Source organism: Pseudomonas sp. lyk4-R2A-8 (genome assembly GCF_030209095.1).
In the GTDB taxonomy this organism is placed as follows: Bacteria; Pseudomonadota; Gammaproteobacteria; order Pseudomonadales; family Pseudomonadaceae; genus Aquipseudomonas; species Aquipseudomonas quebecensis.
This window is the reverse complement of record NZ_JARVSS010000015.1, coordinates 1-21,617: the sequence shown is the minus strand read 5'-3', so window position 1 is coordinate 21,617 and position 21,617 is coordinate 1. Positions and strand designations below refer to the sequence as shown.

Below are 21,617 nucleotides of genomic sequence, written 5' to 3'. Positions count from 1 at the left end.
GAGGTTTAGCATGCGCATCACTTCCGAGCTTATCTGCCAGGCCGCCGACCAACTCAACGGTTTCGTCGGCCTCAACCGCAAGACCGGCCAATACATCGTGCGTTTCAGCGAAGACTCGTTCGGCATGGACGTAGCCGATGACGGCATCATTCCCTGCGCCGAATTTGTCTGGCTGCCGGCCCCGGGGCAAACCATGACCCTGTCCCGCGAGCGCATCCAGTTGCTGCTTGATCAGAATATCGACGATCGCATCCACATCACCGAACCGCTGCGGGTGTACATGCGCCGGGTGGAAATCCCGCAGATCAGTGCCTTGCGCAGTCTGGTGCAGGCACACGCTCGCGCCTAAAAGGCATAGTCGCGCTCCACCTTGCACACTCGTGTGTGAAACGCCGAATACCAGGTGGAGCGCCCTCGCTCACGCACCTCCCGGTGTTCGGCGTGGTGTTTCCAGGCCAGGATCGCCGCTTCGCTGGCCCAATACGATACGGTGATCCCCAGGCCGTGCTCCCGCGCCGACTCTACCCCGAGAAACCCCGGTTGTTCGCGCGCCAGTTCGAGCATGCGCGCGGCGGCCCGGCCGTAGCCTTGATCGTCTGCGGTGCGCAGCGAGGTGAAAATCACCGCGTAGTAAGGCGTCGCCGGGGTGCTGGCGATCATGCCGACACCGCCTGGCAGGCCTTGAGCAGCGCCAGTACCAACGGCGCGGGGGTGCCTTTGAGCGCGGCGCGTTCCGGTTGGAAAAGGGTGGCGACGAAGAACGGGTGGTCGAGCAACTCCACCGCGCGCAGATCCCCGGTCGAATCATGCCCGGAGGCGATCAGTGCCCCTGCGAGCAATGCATCGGCGAAGGTCGGGTTTACCCCGTAGCGGCAGCGATAGCCTTCTTCGATCTGCAACTGGCCGTAGGCTTCGGCGATCCGCGTGTAGGGCGCTAAACCCACGGTATCGGTGGCTTCCACCAGCGAGCACGTTAACGGCGCTATCACTGCGCGGGCGGCATTGGGCGCCAGCTCGCCGTGCTCGGCATCGGCCCAGCCCAGCACGTTGCGGGCATACTCAAGCACCGCATGTTGAAAACCGCCGCAGGTGCCGAGGAAAGGGCGCCGTTGTTCGCGGGCAAACCGAATGGCGCACAACGCGCCTGCGGTGTCGCGGTAGGGGCTGGCGGGCACGCACCAGAAACCATCGAAGCCGTGCAGTTCGGTGGCGGGCGTCACGGTGTCGGTGGCCAGCCATTGCGCGTGAACCTGCACGCCAAGGGTGTCCGCGGCCTGTTGCAACGCGATGGGAATCGCCTGGTGCGCAAGCACATCGGGGTTGTAGTCGCCGATCAGGGCAAGGTGCAGGTGAGGGGGTTTCATTGGGTGCATCCCATGGCTTGTGGTGTCCTGGCGTGCACTATAGATTGGCGCTCACGCAATCAATATTGGCGTTTACGCATATGCTCAATGCAGCCACGCACTATCAGCTCGACTATGCCGACCTCTCTCTGATCCTCGCCTTGGTGCGCGGCGGCACCCTGGCGCGGGCGGCGGCATTGCTGCGGGTGGATGTTTCCACGGTATTTCGCGCGGTGCGTCGGCTGGAGGCGGCATTGGGCCAGACCCTGTTTGAAAAGAGCCGCGCCGGCTACCTGCCCAGCGGCCTGGCCGCTACCCTGGCGCAACAGGCCGAACGCGCGGAGCAGGCGCTGGAAGCGGCGCGGATTGGCGTGGAGCAAGGTGGCGAAGTGATCAGCGGCACGGTGCGCCTGACGTGTACCGACTTGGTATTACAGGGCCTGCTGCTGCCGGCGCTGGCGCAGTTCATGCCGGACTATCCGGCGCTGGCCCTGGAACTGAGCACTTCCAATGACTTCGCCAACCTCAGTCGACGCGATGCCGATGTTGCCCTGCGGTTAACGCGCACGCCGCCGGAGCATCTCGTCGGACGTTGCCTGGGCAGCGTGTCGTATCAAGTCTGCGCCAGTAGCGATTATGCCGCCCGCCACGCAGGCCGAGTGTTGGCGGAACTGGCCTGGATCGCGCCGGATGATTTTCTGCCCGATCACCCCACCGTCGTCTGGCGTCGCGAGCACTTGCCGGGTGTGCGTCCCGGTTATCGCTGCAACAGCATGTTGTCGGTCACCGAACTGGTGCGGGCGGGGCTGGGCGTCGCGGCGCTGCCGAGTTTTCTGCTCGATCACACCCTGCAAGCCCTGGGCCCGCCACTGGCTGCGCATGACACGGCACTATGGTTGCTCACGCGCCCCGATTGCAGGGCCTTGCGCTCGGTGGTGACGCTGTTCGATGAACTGGGTCGACATGTGCGCTTGCCGCAGGGTTAAGTCTTGCGCACAAAGTGTTGATGCATTTCGCACGTCAGGCTGTCGATGTGCTCCGACAGCTGCTTGGTGATTTCCGTCAGCCGGGTGTTCTGTTCCAACAATTCCAGCAACTGCCTGTTGGTCTGCGCGGCTTGGGCCTGGCGCTCGCTGTTGGCGACGGCCAAGGCTTCGCGGTGTTGGGCATCGGCGTCGGACTGCGCTTTGTCGCGCGCAGCCTGACGGGTCTGGGCCAGCAATATCAGTGGAGCGGCATAGGCTGATTGCAGGCTGAAAGCCAGGTTGAGCAGGATGAAAGGGTACACGTCGAAATGCGTGACACCGCTGACGTTGAGCGCCACCCAGAGGATCACGATCAGGGTTTGCGCGCCAAGAAAGGCGGGCGTGCCGAAGAAGCGCGCGAACGCTTCGGCCTTCAGCGCAAACGTGTCGTTACCGAAGGTGGGGGCCAGGTGGGCATGGCGCCGGTGGAAACGCAGGTGGTCGACGGCGGCGGTTTCGGGTTTGTCTGGGGTCATGGCGGGCTCGGGTCATCAACGTTAAGACAGTGACTCACTATAGGCCTGGCCGGCTGTCTGATGCATGAATAACCCGAGCCTGCGCTCAGCGTGCGCCCCGCTCGTTGGCGAACGCGCTCACCGCCTGCACCGCCTCGCCGGTGCCTTCGCGGATCTGCACAATCACCGCGCCGGCGCGGTTGGCCAGTTCCACGCCCAGGGCGGCGCGGTCGCGCGTGCCGTCCATGCTGGTGATGGCCTGGCGGGTTTCGGCCTGGATGAGTGCGATCATGCTGGAAATTTCCGACGTCGAGCCGCTGGTGCGCGCGGCCAATTGCCGAACTTCATCGGCCACCACGGCGAATCCGCGTCCTTGCTCACCGGCGCGCGCGGCCTCGATGGCAGCGTTAAGCGCCAGCAGGTTGGTCTGATCGGCGATCGCGCGGATGGTGTTGACGATGGTGGTGATCTGCTCCGAACGCTCGCCCAGTTTGGCAATCAAGTGCGATGAACTGTCGATGTCGGCGGCAATGTCGCGCATGCCGCTGGCACTTTGCTGAATCACCTCGGCACCTTTCTCGGCGATGTCCCGGGTGGTCATGGAGATGTGATAGGCCTGCGCGGCGCTGGCGGCGTCGGCCGCGTGCTGCTGTACCCTGGCGGTCACGTCGGAGGCGAACTTGACGATTTTGCACAGGCGCCCGCCGGCGTCGTACACCGGGTTGTAGCTGGCTTCCAGCCACACCGGGTTGCCGTGTTTGTCCACCCGTTCAAACTGACCGTTGAACAATTCGCCTTGGTTAAGGCGTTTCCAGAACTCGCTGTAGGCCTGGCTGCCGGCCGTGGCCGGGGTGCAGAACAGGCGGTGATGCTGGCCCTGGACCTGCGCCAGGCTGTAACCCATGCGTTGCAGGAAGTTGGCGTTGGCGGTGATCACGGTGCCGTCCAGGTTGAACTCGATCACCGCCATGGCCCGGCCGATGGCTTCCAGTTTGCCGTGGGTTTCGCTTTCGCTTTGCAGGCGCGCGGTGACATCCATGGCGTACTTCACCACTTTGATTACACGTCCGCTGTCATCGCATACCGGGTTGTAACTGGCTTGCAGCCACACCGAATGGCCGTCGCCGGCCACCCGTTCGAACGTGCCCGACTGGAACCGTCCGCTGCGCAGGTCCGTCCAGAACTGCGCGTAATCGGCGCTGCGCGCGAACGCGGGCGTGCAAAACATCCGGTGGGACTGGCCGATCACTTGGTCGGCGCGGTAGCGCAATGTCTTGAGAAAGTTGTCATTGGCCCGCAGCACCTGACCTTGGGGGTCGAACTCAATCACTGCCATCGAACGCTCGATGGCGTTCAGCAGGTGGGTTTGCTGGGCAAGGGTGTGCTGCAGGGCGTCGATGGTTTTCTTATGGGCGTTGAATAGCATGGTCGTGTGCTCAGGCAAGCAAGCGTCTGGGGGGTTCCATGGATATGCGCCTGCCGCCGTAGGGCCTGTGCCGTACGGTTGACGTGCTCATTGCCAGCCTCCGTGTGCTGGCAGGGTGGGTGTAACAAAGGGTTCAGAGTGATCAGCCTGCCCGGAAGTTCGCCCGTGGGCGGGACCATTTTTGGGTTGACGACCAGTGAAGGCATTATGCTATCGACGGGGCGGTGCACGGAGATTTCAGACGAGATGTCATTGCGCCACTTTCAGGCGGTACACGCGAGCCGGTGGTCACTGACGCCGACCCGGTTGCGCCCGGTGTGTTTGGCGGCGTACAACGCGCGGTCCGCCGCATTCAGCCAGGCAGCCGCATCGGCGAACTCGGGCTGGAAGTCCGCCACGCCGATGCTCAGGCTCACCCGTAGCTCGGGAATATGCGCGTTACGATAATCGCTGAACGTTTCGCGCAAGTGCTCCATCAGGTGCACGGCTTTATTCAGCGACATCTGCGGCAAAATCACACAAAACTCATCGCCGCCGTACCGGCCGGCCAAGTCGTTGTCGCGCAGGTTGCGCCGCAGTTCCAGGCTCAGTTGACGCAGCACAGCGTCGCCCACGATGTGGCCATGGGTGTCATTGATCTGTTTGAAATGATCGATATCGATCAGCGCGATGGTGGCGTGGCTTTGCTGCTGCTGGCATTTATGGAACTTGAGGTTCAGCAGGTCTTTCCACGAACCGTGGTTGAGCAGCCCGGTGAGGCTGTCGATACGGCTCAGCGCACTGAGGGTACGCTTATGTTCCGAGAGTTTGATCGCCAGTTGATAGCAGACCATGCCGATGGCCATGGGGTAGAGCGTCAACATCGGCAGGCTGGCGTAGACCTCCACCAGCCTGACATCGGGGTTAAACCGCAGCCCGAAAATCAATCCGGCCACCCCTGCACCGAGCAGTTGGGCAAGCAACCCGCGCAGCAGCAAGTGCGTGCCACCTGCGGCCACGCTGTTCATGGCGATCATCGATAGCAACGTTACGCTGATCAACGGCGTGAACTGCAGCGTCGTGGCCCAGAACCCGCCCAGCACCGCGTCGTACATCAGGTTGCGTCGTTCGGCGTTGTAGGGGAATTTGGCGCGGGTCGCCAGTTGAAACGCTAGATGTGGCCAGGCAAATCCACTGGCCAGCAATAGCGCCCATACCCATCCGGGCATGCCCAGCGGGTAGAGCGCGGCGGTCACGCTGATGCAGCACATGGCCGCGCCGATGATCCTTGGCTTGTAGAGACGCCTGGCAAATGACAGCCCTTTGCCTTGTCGGTTTTCCATAAATACCTGGGTGAGTTCTTTTTTTGCGGAGGTGACGGCACTTAATCGGGCATGACCGTTGATCGGGGAAACCCTGTGAATATTGTCAGGGATTCCCGTAGGAATAATCAGTGTCCTTCCAGGCCATTTGCGCAAAAAAGACGGCGAATGCGTCAAAAGCGACCAGGAATGTCGCTCCGGCAACAGGCATTACTGCGGGCGGGGCGGGTTGATTTCATAGCCGGCCAGGAACAGGTCAATGGCCGACTCGATAACGCTGGCCTGGGTGGCCGTGTCGAGGGTGGGTTGGCCCAGCGTAATCTGCGGCCAGAACGCAAACGCCTTGAGCAGGCTCTGGATCTGGTGGGCCGCGAAGGCCGGGTCGGTGCAGGACAGACGCCCGTCCTGCTGCGCCGCGCGCACCCATTGCGTGAAGCCTTCTTCGCGTTGGCTCAGGCGCGTGACCATGTCTTGAGCCCGTTCCGGTGAATGAATGGTGGCGGCGATGGCGACGCGGGCCAGGTCGAGGAAGTTGGCGTCCGACATCATCTTCATCTTGGCTTCCAGCAAACCGCGCAGTTGTTCGCGCAGCGGGCGGTCGCTGGCGTAGATCACGTCGAGCTGCGCCACGGTGCTGGCCCAGAGTTGATGGAGTATCTCGGCGAACAACTCTTCCTTGCTGGGAAAGTGGTTGTACACCGTGCGTTTGGACACCCCGGCCGTGGCGGCGATCTTATCCATGCTGGTAACTTCGAAGCCGTTAGCCCGAAATTCGCTGATGGCCGCGCTCACGATGGCTTCGCGTTTGCGGTCGGTAAGGCGTTTAGGGGCAGTCATGGATAACGTTCGGCTCTTCGAGGGGAAATTACACTCGGTAGTTTACTTGCTCTCGCTTTTGTTGCAATCTTGAAACTACACTGTGCAGTGTAATTTATGAGCGGACCGCAGGAGTCACTCTGTCATGCCCACGATTTCATCCCGTGTCGACCCTTCCACCCCGCGCGCCAAGCAGGGCAAACGACATTTCAATAATGAGGCGCCGGTGCAGCACGCCGGGTTTGGCAAAACGTTGCGCATTTTCTGGAACATGCTGTTCAACAAACCCCGCACCACGCGCCCCGTAGGAGCCATTCCGGTCGACCCTTTAACGCGCCAGCAGTTACTGGACGCACCCGACCACAGTGTGTTTCGCCTCGGCCATTCCACCGTCCTGCTCAAGCTGCGTGGCAAGTTCTGGGTGACCGACCCGGTCTTCGCAGAGCGCGCCTCGCCATTCGGTTGGGCCGGCCCCAAGCGTTTCCACCAGCCGCCGATCAGCCTTGAAGACCTGCCCGACCTGGAGGCGGTGATTCTTTCCCACAACCACTACGACCATCTGGACCGCAATGCGGTGGTCCGGTTGGCCGCCAAGACCCGCTGTTTTCTGGCGCCGCTGGGCGTGGGCGACCTGCTGATCAAATGGGGCGTGGATGCCGACAAGGTGCGTCAATTGGAGTGGTGGGAGGGGACCGAGGTGGGCGGCATTCGTTTTGTCGCGACGCCCGCCCAGCATTTTTCCGGGCGAGGCCTGTTCGACGCCAACCAGACGCTGTGGTGTTCCTGGGTGATGATCGACGACGCGCGACGGATTTTTTTCAGCGGCGACACCGGGTACTTCGACGGCTTCAAACGCATTGGCGATCACTACGGTCCGTTTGACCTGACCCTCATGGAAACCGGCGCCTACAACGTTGACTGGCCGCATGTGCACATGCAGCCGGAGCAGACCCTGCAGGCGCATATCGATCTCAAAGGGCGTTGGCTGTTGCCGATCCACAACGGTACTTTCGACCTGGCGTTTCATGCCTGGCACGAACCGTTTGACCGCATCATGGCGCTGGCGTGGGAACGCAACGTGGCGATTACCACGCCGCCAATGGGCCGGGCGTTCAGCTTGAACCAGCCGGAACGCGGGCATGCATGGTGGCTGGACGTGGAGCCCCAGGGCCTTGAGGAGCGGCTGGTGAGCTGATGCGCCAGGTGCCTGGAAAAGGAGTTTTCAAAGTGTTTCACCCCTGCGACACGTAAGCGTGAGAGGTGCGATGATCCCGGCAAATTCACAGTCCGGGGCAGGTTTTGATGGAAGAAGATTGTAGGAAAATTTTGCGACCTTGCGCGCCTGGCGCCCTGGAACCTTACCCGACGGCCTGCCCGGCCAGCCTGTCGTCGGCGCCCGTGGGCAATCGCCCTGAGCAGCAGGCCACTCAAGGCAGCATCGCCTTCGCGACCGCGCCCCAGCCAGGCATTCCTGCCCCCAGGCAAGATGTGCCGGGGCCGATGATGAAGACCGTGCGAGACCCGGCGTTATCGCTTATTGCGTTGAGTGGCATCGAGCCTTCGGGGCCGGTGATGGTGGAAGTACCGCTGGTGCAAAACGACAGTACGTTTGCACCCTGCCAGGCATTGGCGCGCAGGCGTATAGGCGTTGCCGACCGCTATACCCGTGGCGATGCGCACGAACCGATCGAACATCGAGCGACGTTCACCCATGCGCTGGACAGGCTGAGCCGCGCCGGTGCGCAACTTGTGCCTGTGCCTGCCCGGCAGGCCGATGCCAGTCTGCGATTCGATCTGCATACCCACAATGAAATCGATGCGTTGGTGAGTGAATACCGACTCGATGCCCTGGTGTCGGACAGCCGCAGCAGTGCGTTCCATGACGCGTGCTGGGGCGGTTACGCCAGGCTGGGCGAGCCGCTTGAGGACGGCGCGACGCTGTGGTTCTACGTGGCGCGGTGGTCCAGGGATTCGCTGCCCGCGCTGGTACAGGCTTATCGCAGTGCTGGTCAGGGCCAGCCGCACGCCTACTCGCCGCGTTGAACAATCGCACGCAGTGAAGTGCTCGCATCACGCAGCCTGGGAAGAGGGGAGTTTTTAGACTGGCGCACGGATCAACGGTGATCCTTCGTCGTTTCTTACCCTTCCTGGGAGGTGGTTTATGTTTGGCATGGGTTACGGTGTGAGTACGGTGGTTAAGCACGCTGTGCAACTGATGGGATTGAACGCGCCTGCGCCGGTATCAAGGCCTGTTCCGCCGGGAACCGAATACGCGAGTGTTCGTGAACTTGGAGAGCAGATGGCCCGGCCGGGCGGGCTGACGTCGGTCGAGCTGGTCAGTTACCTGCAGCAGCGAATTCGAACACTCGACCCCGCCTTGAGCGCCGTCATCGAACTCAACCCGCAAGCATTGGACATCGCCCGCGAGCTTGATTGCGAGCGCGCCAACGGCAGAGTGCGCGGGCCACTGCATGGCATCCCCGTGTTGCTCAAAGACAACATCGAGACCGCGGACACCCAGCAAACCAGCGCCGGCGCCTTTGCCCTGGTGGGCGCCCCGGCCGCCCAAGATGCATTTATCGTCGAACGCCTGCGCCAGCAGGGCGCGGTGATCCTGGGGAAAACCAACCTGACTGAGCTGGCAGGCTTTCGCGGTGGCCCCGACGGCATGAGCCGCCGGGGCGGCCAAACTCGCAACCCTCACGATGCCGACGCGCCCGTAGGCGGCTCGAGTTCAGGCTCGGCGGTGGCGGTCGCGGCCGGCCTGGCACCATTGGCGGTCGGCACCGAAACCAATGGTTCGATCGTCGTACCGGCCGCGTTCAACGGTGTGGTGGGGCTCAAGCCCAGCGTGGGCGTATTGAGCCGCAGCGGTATCATCCCGGCCAGCCACCGACAGGACACGCCAGGGCCCATGGCCCGCACGGTATTTGACAGCGCACTATTGCTCAACGCCTTGTCGGGCAGTGACCCCCACGACGCAGCGACTACTCAGGCACCCACAGGGATCGACTACACCGCATTGCTCACGCCCGGCGCGTTGCAGGGTAAACGTATCGGGTATCCCGCAACGTTTTCTGCCGACGGCGAAAGCCTGCCGGTGGACAACAGCCCGCAGTTTGCGCAAACGCTTGAAGTGCTCCGCACCCAGGGGGCACAGCTTGTGCCGGTTAACATTCGCCTGGCGGATGCCTCGCGTTATGACGAGTTACTGCTTGCCGATGTAAAGGACGAACTCAATGGCTACCTGGCCAAGCGCGATGGGTTGCCGGTGAAGTCTGTGTCTGAGTTGATCCGTTTCAACGAACAGCGCGACGGCACCGACACGGACCACCAGCCATTACTCAAGGACATCGAAGCCTCCACCCTGAGCGCCGAAGAACGCGCGCCGTTATGGGATGCGCTCATCCAGGCCTTTCGCGATACGGTGGACGAGCTGATCGATCAGCAATCCCTGGACGCCCTGGTCTCGGATTTCGAAACCAACAGTTACTTCGCAGTCGCCGCGTCCGGCTACCCTGGCATCAGCGTACCGTCGGGCAAGGATGCAAATGGTGCACCCACCAGTGCCTACTTCTTCGGTGCACGCTGGTCGGAGCCGACGCTGCTGGCCGTGGCGCATGGGTATGAGCAGGCGGCAAAAGTGCCTGCCAGGCCTGGGTTGTGACTACGCACTGTTCCAGCCCCTGGCCTGCTGTCAGGCCCCATTGGGTTGCGGCGAGGACCCGTCGAGGGCAGCCGTTGTCGAGCCCATCAGGCGCGAAATGACGCTTTGCGCCGCGGGCTCGGTGGGTGAGGTGCCAAACCGGCGCGTACGCATTCCCCACCCCGGCGCAAACCCCGGAAAAAACACCAGCCCTTCAGCCTCCAGCCGAAACGCCAGGGCCAGGCGGGTGTCATCGTCCACCTCTCCCAGGCTTTCGAATTGTTGAAGCGCACTCACCGGCACCCCGGCCTGGCGGGCCAGCTCTTCGCGGCTCCAGCCGAGCATGGCGCGCGCCTGCACGCTGTGTTTGGCGGTGAATTGGTGAAGCACGATCTGCTGGTCTACAGAAGAGCTCATTGCCAGAGAGGACATGGGATTTCTCCAGGGTTCGACGAGTGAGGGGTTACTATACTGTGTTTTTGTACAGTTGTTTTGACCGCTCATCCCCTCGAAGTTTTCCCCGTGCCGCGTCGATGCCGATAACCGGGTGCACGACACAGATCGCTCGCCAGCAGTGGTTTACAGCTCTTCGGCCCCCGGCACCTCGCGAACGATCAAGTGGTCCAGGTTCTCGATATTCGCGCTGAACACCCCGAACGTCTGTTCGGGGTTTTTCTTGCTGGGCACCTGCTTGAGTTCCGGCGTCACTCCATAGAAAAAACAATACAACGCCCGCTCGCTGGCGACCGCCGCCTTGATCTGCTCCAGAAATGCCTTGCGCTTGCGGTAGTTGTCGATGAGCTTTTTGCTCAGGTAGACATTCACCGAATAGGGCTTCTTGTCGAGCCACACCTTCTTTTCGAAATCGATGCGAAAGCTGTTGGTGTAGTCCTTGATCTCTTTGATTTTGCCCCAGTAGATCAGGCCCTTGTTGTCCTGCAGGTATTCGATCTTTTTGAAAAAGGTCCAGTAGGTCGCGGTGTGCTCGCCGATCTTCAACGGCATGCTCTTCAGCTTGTCCTTGTCGTCGATATTCGACACGTAGCACTCCACCGGGTGGGCGAATACGCTGGTTTTATCCGGCGTAGCGTCGCTGCCGCTGACGGACGTACCGATGCGTGTCGGGGGTGTTTTCGTCGGATTTTGTGGGGGCTGTCCCTCAGTATTCACGGTCGAGGCTTTACGCGGGTAAGTGCGCCGCGTCAGTACGAATTCCGATGGGAAATTATCCTCGCGGTCGTCCTCGTTTTCGCCGTCCGTACCTTTGTGCGTACTCGCGTAGCGGCAGCCGTCGATGTGCTGGGTGCCGGTCTTGTTCTTGAAATGCGGCGTGCGCTGGTAGTTGACGTTTTTCGCATTGAACGTGCTCAGTGTGTTGCTCGCCTTGAAGGCGGCACGGCACGCGTCGTTGGGGCAGAGGAAGCTGTCGGTGTCGGAGTCGAAATCGGCGGTTTCGTCGAAATTCAGCTCTCGTACATCATAGATCGACAGCTTCTCGTCGAGACTCAGGCAGTAGGCCGTGTCGAATTTCATGGGGCTCGGGTCCGTGAGAAAGTTCGCTATTAATAGCCGGATCCCGAGTAAATATCAGCAAGAACCTGCAACGCGCCGCCCACTCAGGAAGCACAAGGTACCCCCCAGTGCGGTCAGCGCACCCAGCGCATAGAACATGCTGGTCGGTGCCGCATTGATCAACAGATAGCCACAGATCACCGGGCTCATCGCCCCGCCGAAGGCCGCCAGGTTCTGCGCTCCGTAGTAACTGCCGCGCAAGGCGTCGGGGGCGATGGTGTCGATAAACAGGAACTCGGACGGGTAGATGATCATCTCGCCCAGGGTGAACACGAACATCGCCACGCACCAGCCCAGCAGGCCGTCGGCCAGGCTGAAGCCGATCAGCCCGGCGATGAACAGCGCGGTGCCCAGCATGATCCAGTAACGCAATTGTTCGCGCTTGAGAAAGCGGCCGATCTGGTACTGCATCAGGATTACCGTGATGGCGTTGCACGCCAGCACGGCGGACAGAATCTTCAGCGCCTGCTCGGGCTTGTAGGCCACCAGCAGAAACTGCGACAGATAAAGCGTGTAGCGCCCGTGGACAATGGTGCTCAACAGGCTGCCGCTGGTGAACAGGATCAGCGTGCGGTCATTGCGCAAGGTACGCAGGGTGCTGAAAAAACTCAGCGGCCTGACGCTGTCGTCGTGCTGGGTGGGTGCAATGCCGATCATCAGGAACACACTGCCCAAAGCAATTGCACTGGCAATCAGGAACGGCGCCAGTTGCATATGCCCGGCAATCACCACGCCCACCATCGGGCCGGTGGCGTAGCCGACGTTGGTCAGGGTGTAGCGCAGGGAAAACACCTTGGCGCGCTCGCCCACCGGCAGGTTCTCGCTGATGATCGCCTTGGAACCGATCAAAAACAGCGCCGACGCAGCTTCGGTGATCACCAGGGTCAAGGTGGTGAGGTAGAGGTTGCTGGCAAAGGTCAGCAATAGAAACCCGATGGAGCTGGAGAGCATCGCCAGGATCAACAGCTTGCGCTTTTCCAGACGGTCGATGATGTAGCCGCCGTAGAGGCCCAGCAGGGTGGCGATAAACACCGCAACCCCCATCAGCAGGCCGATGTCCTGCTGATTCAAGCCCAGGCGGGTGCTCAACAGCAGCGCCAGCAACGGGCTGGTCATGGCGCGGCTGACCACAATGGTCACCGAGCAGATCATCAGGCGGCGGATTACCAGGGAGTAGGTGGCCACGGTGGGGGCGAGCGTCCTAGTGAGTACTTGATGACAACACAGGGCAAATGTAGGAGGAGGCAAGCCCCTCCTACATTTTTTAGACCGAGTTATTGGCCGGCATTAATGGTGATCTTCCCGACCGCCCCTTGCTCCAGGTCCCACTTCTTCAGGATCTTGCCGTAGGTGCCATCATCGATCATGCCCTGCAACGTCTCACTGATCGCCGTCACCAGCTCAGTGTTGCTCTTCTCGATGCCCAGCCCGGTGAACTGCTTGGAAATCGCCTGACCCACCGGCTTGTACTTACCCTTGTCCAACGACATCAGATAAGGAAGGGTCTCGCTGCCCTGCATCGCCGCATCCAGGCGGTTCTGCTGCAACTGCGCCCGCGCGTCCGCCGAGCCTTCGGTGCCGATCACCACAATGGCCGGCTTACCCGCCGCTTCGCAGTGTTCCTTGCTCCACGCGGTAATTTCCGACGGCCAGGTGGTACGGCGGCTGGTGCCGACCTTTTTACCGCACAGGTCAGTCAATTCCTTGATCTCTTCACGCTTGGCCAGGGTGTACAGCTGTGGGCCGCTGGTGAAGTAATCGATGAACGTCACCGATTTCTGACGCTCGGCGGTGTCGCTCATACCCGACAGCACGATATCCACGCGTTTGGTGGTCAGGCCGCTGAGCATTTGCTCGAAGCCGGTTTCCTGCCACTTGATCTTCACGCCCAGGCGCTCGGCCAGGGCGTTGCCCAGGTCGAAGTCAAAACCGGTGAGCTGGTTGGTGGCCGGGTCCTTGAAGTCCATCGGCGGGTAGTTCGGCACGATGGCCGCGCTGATTTCGCCTTTATCCTTGATGGCCGCCGGCAACGCCGCTAACACTGCGGAGGAGGCCATCAGGCCGGCGAGCAGGGTGGGGAGGAACATGTTTTTCATGGGGGCGTTCTCGTTAGTTTTTTAGTTAAGTGCGAACGGCAGAAATAAAGCTTTGGGTACGCGGGTTTTGTGGGCTTATTAGAATGTCTTCGGGGCTGCCGGCTTCCACAATCTGGCCGGCGTCCATAAACACCATGCGGTTGGACACTTCACGGGCAAAGCCCAATTCATGGGTGACCACGATCATGGTCATGCCGGTGGTGGCCAAATCGCGCATCACCGACAGCACTTCGCCGACCAGCTCCGGGTCGAGGGCTGACGTAGGTTCGTCAAACAGCATCAGCTTGGGGCGCATTGCCAACGCGCGGGCAATCGCCACACGCTGTTGCTGGCCGCCGGACAATTCCACCGGATAGGCATTGCGCTTGTCCGCCAGGCCGACGCGGGCCAGCAATTCCAAGGCATCCTCGGTGGCTTCCTTGGGCGAGCGCTTGAGCACCTGGCGCGGGCCTTCGATGATGTTCTGCAACACCGTCATGTGCGGGAACAGGTTGAAGCGCTGGAACACCATGCCAGTGGCCAGGCGCTGGCGGGCGATCTGCACTTCGTTCATCTCATGCAGCTTGTTGCCGACGACCCGATAACCCACCAGTTCGCCGTCGACCCACAGGCCGCCCTTGTCGATTTTTTCCAGCTGGTTGACGCAGCGCAGCAGCGTGCTTTTACCCGAGCCGGACGGGCCGATGATGCACATGACTTCGCCTTGCTCGACCTCGATATTGATGTCGCGCAGCGCGTGAAATTGGTCGTAGTACTTGTTCAGGTTGACGGCCTTGACGATGCTTCTCATGGGGCAAATCTCCTCAACCCAGGCTTACGAGCGCTTGCCGGCGCCGCGGGCAAAACGACGCTCCAGGCGGCTTTGGCCAAATGAAAGAACGGTCACCACCGCCAGGTACCAGATACCGGCCACCATCAGCAGCTCCATCACCCGGGCGTTGGCGTAGTAGATGTTCTGCGCGTTGTGCAGCAGCTCCGAGTACTGAATCACGCTGGCCAAGCTGGTCATTTTCACCATGCTGATGAACTCGTTGCCTACTGGCGGAATGATCACGCGCATGGCCTGCGGCAGAATGATCCTACGCAGCGCCTGCAGGCTCGGCATGCCGATGGACTTGGCGGCTTCGTACTGGCCGGTGTCCACCGACAGCAAGCCGGCGCGCACCACCTCGGCGGTGTAGGCGCCCTGGTTGATGCTCAGGCCGAGCAGGGCGGCCACGAAGGGTGTCATCAGGTCGACGGTGTCGATGCTGAACAGGCCGGGAATCGCGATCACCGGGAAGATCAACGCCAGGTTGAACCACAGCAGCAACTGCAGAATCAGCGGCGTGCCGCGAAACAGCCAGGTGTAGGTGATGGCCACGTAACGCAGGATCGGGTTGGCCGACATGCGCATGATCGCCGTGATCACCCCGATCACCACGCCCAGCGCCATCGCCAGGATCGACATGATGATGGTATTGGCCAAGCCCCACAGGATCGCTTCAGACGTCAGAAACTGGCCGATGTAGGACCATTCGATCTGGCCGTTGGCGAACGCGCGCAACAACGCGGCCATTACGATCACGATCAACGTGGCAAAAAACATGCGCCCGTAATAACGCCGCGGCACGTGCTCGTACTGCGTGATATCGAACTGGTTTTCGGACAGCTTGCGCTCTATTTCCAAGCGCTCGGCCGGAGTTTGGTTCATGGTGATTCTCCAAAAAATACGTGTTGCCTGATCGTTCCCACGCTCTGCGTGGGAATGCATCCCGTGACGCTCTGCGTCACTCTTGCGCACGGCTCGGTGGGAGGCGGAGCATGTCCACGCGGAGCGCAGGAACGATCTTCAAATTCTGAAACCGGTATAGGTGTCGGCCCATTGCTGCTGAGCCGCCAGTGCAATCTTCAACCGCCCAATCTGCTCCCTAACCCGCTCCGGCGCCGTCCCACCCCAGCCACTGCGCGCCGCAATCGCCGCTTCCAATGTCAGGCAGTCCCGCACCTCGGGCGTCAACCTTGCATCCACCTCCGCCAACATCGCCGGCGAGGCTTCCCACAACTCGATCTCATGCTTCTCACAGGCCTGCACCAAAGCGCCGGTAATCTCGTGGGCCTCCTTGAACGGCACGCCACGGGTAGCCAGCCAATCCGCCACCTCAGTCGCCAAGGTAAAGCCCATCGGGGCCTGGCGCCGCAACTCCTCCACCTGGACTTTCATGGTCGCGACCATCCCGGCCATGGCCGGCAGCACCAGCAGCAAGGTGTCCACGCTGTCCAATACACTGTGCTTGTCTTCACTCAAATCGCGGTTGTAGGAGAGTGGCAACGACTTGAGCGTGGACATCAACCCGGTCAGGTTGCCGATCAAACGTCCGGCTTTGCCCCGTGCCAATTCGGCAATGTCCGGGTTCTTTTTCTGCGGCATGATCGAGCTGCCGGTGGCGTAGGCATCGTCCAACACGACCCAACGAAACTGGCGCGACGACCACAGGCAAAACTCCTCCGACAGCCGCGAAATATTCACCCCGAGCATGCCTGCCACAAACAGGAACTCCGCCACATGGTCACGGCTGGCGACAGCGTCGATGGAGTTTTCGCACGGCCCGGTGTAGCCCATTTCCTTAGCCGAATGCTCCGGCTGCCGCGCAATCGCCGAGCCCGCCATCGCGGCGGCGCCCAATGGCGACAACGCCGTACGTGCATCCCAATCCACCAGGCGCTGTACATCGCGCAACATCGACTGTGCGTGAGCCAGCAAGTGATGGGCGAACACGATGGGTTGCGCCTGCTGCAAATGGGTAAAACCGGGGCAGATGCTCTCGACATGTTGCTCGGCCTGCGCCACCAACGCCTGCTGCAAACCCAGCACCTCGGTGGTGATGGTGCGCGCATGGTCGCGCAGGAACAGGCGCAAATCGTTGGCGGTTTGATCATTGCGCGAACGCCCGGCGCGCAACTTGCCGCCCAGGGCGCCCAGGCGTTCGGTCAATACGCGTTCGATAAAGGTGTGCACGTCCTCGTCATCCTGGGTCGGATGCAGGCGGCCGGCGGCGAAGTCATCGCCGATACGGTCCAGGGCCTCGAGGGTACGCAAGGTCTCCGACTCGTCCAGTAAACCGGCGCGCTGCAACTCACGGGCATGGGCACGGGAGCCGGCCAGGTCGTAGGGCGTCAGGCGGAAATAGCGCTCAGGGCAGCGCGACAACGCGGCCAACGCAGCAGACGGGCCGGTCTTGAAACGCGCGCCCCAAAGGCGATCGGTGGGCTGAGACATAGATGTTCCTCACGCTTGTTTTTAGAAGAGTCGGAGGCAGTAACAATCAAATTTCAATCGGGTTGAATCGACGTCTGACGCGCCGTATTCAAGGTTGCCAAGGGCGGATGTTTATGTTCATTATCGCCGCCTGGCTATGTTCAAGGATTGGGTTGAAGCCTGTTGAATATGGCACTAGAGGTCAACGCGTATTATGGAAACTCCACTTTCCACTTCTGGAAACCTGCCGCCCAAACCCGGCGCACGACCGCCCCTGCAACTCAGTGGTTTGGACTTCAAACTGCTGCGGGTATTTATGGCCGTGGTCGAGGCCGGCGGCTTCAGTGCTGCGCAAAACGAGCTGAATGTGGGCCTGGCGGCCATCAGCAAACAGATCTCCGATCTGGAAATTCGTATCGGCATGCGCCTGTGTACGCGCGGCCGGGAAGGCTTCGGGCTGACCGAAGAAGGCAAGTTGGTGTATCAAGCGTCCATCGAGTTATTTACCTCGGTGGACAGTTTCAGAGACAAGCTTAGTTCGGCGCAAAATGAACTCATTGGCGACCTTAGTGTGGGCGTTATTGATAACACTGTGTCCGACGTTAATTCCCCGCTGATTACCGCACTGGGCAACTTACATAGCCAATCGCCAAAAGTTAGATTACGCCTGCACGCCTCGCAACTGGATGAAGTTGAACGCGGCGTGGTGGAAGGGCGCTTGATTGTCGGCATCGTCCCCGTCTACCAGCGCCGCGAAGAATTTGACTACTTCCCGCTCTACGAAGAAAAGGCCCACGCCTACTGCGCCGTAGGGCACCCGCTCTTCACCGCGAACGACATAACGCCCGAGGTGCTGCGCCAATACGAAGTGGTCAACCATCGGTATGCGATCCATCGCGACAAGACTAATTTCGTCAACTACGACAGCCAATCCGCCTCAGCCTCCCAGGTTGAAGCGGTCGCCATCCTGGTGCTGACCGGCCGCTTCATCGGTTTCCTGCCCGAACACTACGCCGCACCGCTGGTAAGGGAAGGACGCCTGCGCGCACTGTGCCCGGAGCACGTTCACCTGAGCACCGCCTTCAACCTGATCCTGCGCCACAACGCGCCGAGAAGCCCGCTGGTAAAAGCTTTTGCCACCGCCCTGGGCGTAAACCTCAAAGCCACCACATAAACCACTCGCCGAACACAGATCAACGGGCTGAAAAAGGTTAAATGTGGGAGGTGTCGAGCTTTGGCGAGGCTGCGATGGGATCGATTCGGTTTCCCTGTCAAACTTCTCCACCCGCATCGCCTTTTCCTCCAGGCCGTTATCGTTTTCGACGCGAACAGTGGAGTTGTTATCAAATTCAGGGGGGCGTCAGCGTTTTCATGGCTGCAGTAAGTAGCTGGAGGCTATGAGCAAGAGCGGTTCGAACGTTTGATCCTACCTCCCCATGCCTGTGGGCTAAGGATGGGCGTCCGTCGGATGACTGCTATAGAGCTTTGCAATAGAGCATCCACGAACTATCATTCTTCCCAGTCTTCCCTGCCCAGAGAGGTGTTCTCTATGTCTTCTGGAACGATCTTCACTAACAATCGAACGCAAAATATTCGTATCCCTGCTGACATGCGCTTTCCTGCGGGGGTGAAAACTGTCGAGGTCCGCGCTGTGGGACGCGAGCTGATCATTTCGCCGGTTGAAAACACTTGGGACAGCTTTTTCCTTGCAGGCGAATCGGTATCTGATGATTTTATGGAAGAGCGCGCCGATCAAACCCAGCAAGAGCGAGAGTCTTTTGATGATTAAGTACATGCTTGACACCAACATCGTGATCTACATCATCAAGCGTCGGCCCATCGAAATACTGGAAAAATTCAACGCGAACGTAGGGCGTATGGTGATTTCTTCAATTACCCTCGCAGAGCTGATGCATGGAGCAGAAAAGAGTCAGCTCGTTGAGAAAAATACGCGAGCCGTGGAAGACTTTTCTTCCCGGCTCGACGTCCTTAACTACGATGACAAGGCCGCCTTTCACTACGGCTCGATTCGTTCGGATCTGGAGAAAAAGCGCACGCCTATCGGTGTAAATGATCTCCACATCGCCGGGCACGCTAGAAGCGCAGGCTTGGTATTGGTGACCAACAATGAATGTGAGTTCAAGCGCGTAAATGGCTTGATTGTGGAGAACTGGGTAGCGGCTTAAAGCGATCCCTGAAAACCACCACTCGAATCACCGCTGCAACCGAGCCCGCTTTTTCTTCCTCGCATGAAAATGCCGAAAATGCGCATCCTGTGCCGCCGCCAACAACTCCCGATCCCCACGTGTATCGCCCCAGGCCCGCAGCCGATACTCGCCCAAATCGCCATACACCGCTTCCAGCCGTAGCACCTTATTCTCACACCGGCAGTTATTCCCGGTGAGCTTGCCGGTCAACACCCCGTCGACCACCTCAAGCTCCGTGCCAATCAACTTGATCCCCAGCCGATCGGCAAACGGCTGCAACACCAACGCCGGCGACGCCGAGCACAGCGTCACCACCGCCCCCGAGCCCAATTCCTGCTCCACCGACAAAACCCCCGCCGGGCGCATCAACCGCGCCCAATTGCGCTGGCAATACTCCTCGGCCTTGCGCTGCACCCACGTCTTCTCCACCCCGGTCATAAAGGTGCGGATCAACTGCGCCTTCAACTCATCCCGGCTGATCTGCCGTAGCAAAAAGCGCAGCCCCGGCACCGCCAGCTTGACCATCCGGCCATAAAACTCGCCGGTGCCGAAGGCAAACTTGAGGAAGGGCACGAAACTGTCGTGGTGGGTAAGCGTGCCGTCGAAGTCAAAGACGGAGAGTACTTTGGCGTCAGCGGGGCCGGCTTCGAGCATGTCTGGGTTCACGGGGTGGCCTCGGTCCTATCTAGTATTTTTTAAGCGTGCATCAGGTGTGACAGCAGGAGTCTACTCCCGTGCCAATCTTCCGACCTTGGCGTAAAGCCCTTCGGTGAAAGCCTCTCGATCACTTGACCGGTGACAACGCTGATGGCAATTGGGGCACAAGGCTACAGCATTGGTGATGCGATCCGAACCCTTCTGGGCCAGGTGCTTGACGTGATGTACTTCAAGAAATGGCTGGCCATCATCTAGATTAAACGGCGCAAACATCCCGCAACCCTCGCAAATCCCTGCCGCTTGCTGGCGTACCCAGGCCCGTACCTCCGGGGCGCGTACGTAGGATGTGCTGGTGGTACTGACTTGTTGGGGAGCAGCTATGCCTTCGGGCTTGGTCTTGATAGGTTTGCTTTGAAGCTTTGCTGCACGCCGCTCCAGCAACCCTTCATCAGACGTAGGGGCGTTATCTTGAGATTCAACGATACCCCGCTGCGCAAGTATCCGAATGATACGAGAGACGACTCCCGAGCCGACATTGTTTGCGGCTGTGTAACCAGCAACCGGCTTCTGATTCAGTGTCTCAAACACGGCGGAAATATTGCGCATGCGATAGTCGACTGACGCAGAGGACCTAGCGCTCAGCGCACCGGCGCGTAAAAGCTCGTGCTCGACTGATTTTTTATATGGCTGGCCAGCGTCTTCCAGCTTCAACATCTTAAGATAAGCATCAACGGAAGCTTCAAGCTCCTCATCGCTCCATCCAGTATTATCTTTTTGCGTATCCATAAAGCCGCCGAGGGTAGAAAACCCTCGGACGATACTGAGTAGCCATTATTGCGTCTACGAAATTTCCTACAAGTTGCTGGGATTTGGCGGTCATCTGCATTAGTAGATTCGCGGCTTCATTCGGAAAGTTTGAGCGAACCTACGCCACCACGGAGTCCTTGCTGACTCTTTCCGATAGGTTCGATTGACCAACAGACATGGCATGTCTCGAAGGCGAATCCAGCCTTCATCCTGCCAGTGCAGCAAGTTCAACGACATCTCCGGCCAATCCAACATGCTCAACAGCGGTCGCTCCACCGTCCGGGGCTGGAGCTCGTCGCGCAATGTCGGAACGACTTCATGAGTGAGCCAACGCCTTAACAGCCTGTTCTCTGGGGCGTAGTGATAGACGAGCAGTGCGTATGCACCGGACTCGCTGATCATCAGCAATTCTTCTGGTTGACCGTGGAACAGCAATTTCAGGTATTGCCGTTGATCGGCATCGAGCTTACGAGTCGTTCGTTCATCCAGGCAGTAACCCATCAAGCGCCCGAGGTCGCGCGCGCAGAACCACGGTTGGTTTTCTAAAAGGAGGGCATGTAGGGGAAGATGATGTCTGGTGAACACGACGGCAATAGAAAGCTCAGGTATTACTGCACTCTTGGCCGTCGGTAAGTCGAGCAGATATTGGTTAGGCATTTCCTATGACCTCTACGTGATTTTCAGGAGGGCCAAGGGCCCAACGTAGAGAGCGGATTCAAGAAACTCCAACAGGCATTGCCCTTCATGCAGCATCACGTCCCCATGACTAAAGTTCAGGCGGATTTCTGCTATACGATCAGGGTTAGCATCTACGTTGGGCGTTTCTTAGGCACCGGCGGACGAGGCTATCAGTATCGAAGTTCGCATCAATCGTTTTGTGGATGATCCTTTTGTAAGACAGTTCCTATTCAAATCATGAGCGCATAAAAAAGCCCTGAACAAGTCAGGGCTTTTCAAGGGTGCTTAACTCAGGAATCAATCCCAGCTCAGCGCGCCGCCGGTCTGGTACTCGATCACGCGGGTTTCGA

The 21,617-nt window shown here is 60.0% G+C and carries 24 protein-coding genes; 8 read left to right on the top strand and 16 right to left on the bottom strand.

What is annotated here, in order from left to right; translation table 11 throughout:
- The first annotated feature begins 10 nt into the window (after positions 1–10).
- Complete coding sequence (locus QRN10_RS15675) at positions 11–349, top strand: DUF2025 family protein (RefSeq protein ID WP_181080145.1); 339 nt, start codon at positions 11–13, stop codon at positions 347–349.
- Here the strand turns inward: QRN10_RS15675 and QRN10_RS15670 are convergent.
- Together QRN10_RS15670 and QRN10_RS15665 are read right to left on the bottom strand one after the other, a co-directional pair.
- On the bottom strand, positions 346–660 hold the full coding sequence (locus tag QRN10_RS15670; RefSeq protein ID WP_181080146.1) for an antibiotic biosynthesis monooxygenase family protein: 315 nt from the start codon (positions 658–660) through the stop codon (positions 346–348). The two genes, QRN10_RS15675 and QRN10_RS15670, sit on opposite strands and share 4 nt — an antisense overlap.
- Positions 657–1,364 (bottom strand): CTP synthase C-terminal region-related (seleno)protein, encoded by a 708-nt coding sequence (locus QRN10_RS15665; RefSeq protein ID WP_285428681.1) that lies wholly within the window; start codon positions 1,362–1,364, stop codon positions 657–659. Before QRN10_RS15665 ends, QRN10_RS15670 begins: the two co-directional genes overlap by 4 nt.
- Before the next feature lie 80 nt (positions 1,365–1,444).
- On the opposite strand from QRN10_RS15665, the gene QRN10_RS15660 reads away from it, so the two are divergent.
- Positions 1,445–2,329, top strand: a complete 885-nt coding sequence (locus tag QRN10_RS15660) for a LysR family transcriptional regulator (RefSeq protein ID WP_266246481.1) — start codon at positions 1,445–1,447, stop codon at positions 2,327–2,329.
- Here the strand turns inward: QRN10_RS15660 and QRN10_RS15655 are convergent.
- The 4 genes from QRN10_RS15655 to QRN10_RS15640 form a co-directional block, all read right to left on the bottom strand.
- On the bottom strand, positions 2,326–2,844 hold the full coding sequence (locus tag QRN10_RS15655) for a DUF1003 domain-containing protein (protein WP_181080148.1): 519 nt from the start codon (positions 2,842–2,844) through the stop codon (positions 2,326–2,328). The two genes, QRN10_RS15660 and QRN10_RS15655, sit on opposite strands and share 4 nt — an antisense overlap.
- 85 nt (positions 2,845–2,929) lie before the next feature.
- Positions 2,930–4,249: a methyl-accepting chemotaxis protein gene (locus tag QRN10_RS15650; protein WP_285428680.1), complete on the bottom strand. Its 1,320-nt coding sequence runs from the start codon at positions 4,247–4,249 to the stop codon at positions 2,930–2,932.
- A 263-nt stretch (positions 4,250–4,512) separates the two neighbouring features.
- Positions 4,513–5,571, bottom strand: a complete 1,059-nt coding sequence (locus tag QRN10_RS15645; RefSeq protein WP_181080150.1) for a diguanylate cyclase — start codon at positions 5,569–5,571, stop codon at positions 4,513–4,515.
- 189 nt (positions 5,572–5,760) lie between these two features.
- A complete protein-coding gene (locus QRN10_RS15640; protein ID WP_266246477.1) occupies positions 5,761–6,387 on the bottom strand; it encodes a TetR/AcrR family transcriptional regulator in 627 nt (208 codons plus the stop codon).
- Positions 6,388–6,511: 124 nt separating this feature from the next.
- Between QRN10_RS15640 and QRN10_RS15635 the strand changes: the two genes are divergently transcribed.
- From QRN10_RS15635 to QRN10_RS15625, 3 genes are all read left to right on the top strand, one after another.
- On the top strand, positions 6,512–7,561 hold the full coding sequence (locus QRN10_RS15635) for an MBL fold metallo-hydrolase (protein WP_285428679.1): 1,050 nt from the start codon (positions 6,512–6,514) through the stop codon (positions 7,559–7,561).
- Between the two features lie 131 nt (positions 7,562–7,692).
- Positions 7,693–8,409, top strand: a complete 717-nt coding sequence (locus QRN10_RS15630) for an amidase family protein (protein ID WP_285428678.1) — start codon at positions 7,693–7,695, stop codon at positions 8,407–8,409.
- A gap of 118 nt (positions 8,410–8,527) precedes the next feature.
- Positions 8,528–10,033, top strand: coding sequence for an amidase family protein (locus QRN10_RS15625; RefSeq protein ID WP_285428677.1), 1,506 nt, complete (start codon positions 8,528–8,530; stop codon positions 10,031–10,033).
- 30 nt (positions 10,034–10,063) lie between these two features.
- Here QRN10_RS15625 and QRN10_RS15620 read toward each other — a convergent pair whose 3' ends face one another.
- The 7 genes from QRN10_RS15620 to argH form a co-directional block, all read right to left on the bottom strand.
- Positions 10,064–10,444 carry a helix-turn-helix domain-containing protein gene (locus tag QRN10_RS15620; protein WP_285428676.1) on the bottom strand — a complete coding sequence of 127 codons (381 nt, stop codon included), beginning with the start codon at positions 10,442–10,444 and terminating at the stop codon, positions 10,064–10,066.
- A gap of 147 nt (positions 10,445–10,591) precedes the next feature.
- Positions 10,592–11,545, bottom strand: a complete 954-nt coding sequence (locus QRN10_RS15615) for a hypothetical protein (RefSeq protein WP_285428675.1) — start codon at positions 11,543–11,545, stop codon at positions 10,592–10,594.
- Between the two features lie 54 nt (positions 11,546–11,599).
- Positions 11,600–12,769 (bottom strand): MFS transporter, encoded by a 1,170-nt coding sequence (locus QRN10_RS15610; protein ID WP_285428674.1) that lies wholly within the window; start codon positions 12,767–12,769, stop codon positions 11,600–11,602.
- Between the two features lie 89 nt (positions 12,770–12,858).
- The gene (locus QRN10_RS15605) at positions 12,859–13,680 is read right to left on the bottom strand and encodes an ABC transporter substrate-binding protein (RefSeq protein ID WP_285428673.1); all 822 of its coding nucleotides are present in this window, start codon (positions 13,678–13,680) and stop codon (positions 12,859–12,861) included.
- Positions 13,681–13,705: 25 nt separating this feature from the next.
- The gene (locus QRN10_RS15600) at positions 13,706–14,470 is read right to left on the bottom strand and encodes an amino acid ABC transporter ATP-binding protein (RefSeq protein ID WP_285428672.1); all 765 of its coding nucleotides are present in this window, start codon (positions 14,468–14,470) and stop codon (positions 13,706–13,708) included.
- A gap of 24 nt (positions 14,471–14,494) precedes the next feature.
- Positions 14,495–15,373 (bottom strand): amino acid ABC transporter permease, encoded by an 879-nt coding sequence (locus tag QRN10_RS15595; RefSeq protein ID WP_181080160.1) that lies wholly within the window; start codon positions 15,371–15,373, stop codon positions 14,495–14,497.
- Positions 15,374–15,511: 138 nt separating this feature from the next.
- The gene (argH, locus tag QRN10_RS15590) at positions 15,512–16,939 is read right to left on the bottom strand and encodes an argininosuccinate lyase (RefSeq protein ID WP_253509048.1); all 1,428 of its coding nucleotides are present in this window, start codon (positions 16,937–16,939) and stop codon (positions 15,512–15,514) included.
- Positions 16,940–17,132: 193 nt separating this feature from the next.
- Between argH and QRN10_RS15585 the strand changes: the two genes are divergently transcribed.
- From QRN10_RS15585 to vapC, 3 genes are all read left to right on the top strand, one after another.
- The gene (locus QRN10_RS15585; RefSeq protein WP_253509046.1) at positions 17,133–18,092 is read left to right on the top strand and encodes a LysR family transcriptional regulator; all 960 of its coding nucleotides are present in this window, start codon (positions 17,133–17,135) and stop codon (positions 18,090–18,092) included.
- Positions 18,093–18,467: 375 nt separating this feature from the next.
- Positions 18,468–18,707, top strand: coding sequence for a type II toxin-antitoxin system VapB family antitoxin (vapB, locus tag QRN10_RS15580; protein WP_115487096.1), 240 nt, complete (start codon positions 18,468–18,470; stop codon positions 18,705–18,707).
- Complete coding sequence (gene vapC, locus QRN10_RS15575) at positions 18,700–19,104, top strand: type II toxin-antitoxin system tRNA(fMet)-specific endonuclease VapC (protein WP_181080163.1); 405 nt, start codon at positions 18,700–18,702, stop codon at positions 19,102–19,104. Before vapB ends, vapC begins: the two co-directional genes overlap by 8 nt.
- 27 nt (positions 19,105–19,131) lie before the next feature.
- On the opposite strand, the gene QRN10_RS15570 is transcribed toward vapC, so the two are convergent.
- From QRN10_RS15570 to QRN10_RS15560, 3 genes are all read right to left on the bottom strand, one after another.
- Entirely contained in the window at positions 19,132–19,779 is a 648-nt protein-coding gene (locus tag QRN10_RS15570; RefSeq protein WP_285428670.1) for an HAD-IB family hydrolase, read from the bottom strand.
- 72 nt (positions 19,780–19,851) lie between these two features.
- Complete coding sequence (locus QRN10_RS15565; RefSeq protein WP_285428669.1) at positions 19,852–20,568, bottom strand: HNH endonuclease; 717 nt, start codon at positions 20,566–20,568, stop codon at positions 19,852–19,854.
- 99 nt (positions 20,569–20,667) lie between these two features.
- The gene (locus tag QRN10_RS15560; RefSeq protein WP_285428668.1) at positions 20,668–21,246 is read right to left on the bottom strand and encodes a BRO-N domain-containing protein; all 579 of its coding nucleotides are present in this window, start codon (positions 21,244–21,246) and stop codon (positions 20,668–20,670) included.
- Positions 21,247–21,617: the final 371 nt, after the last annotated feature.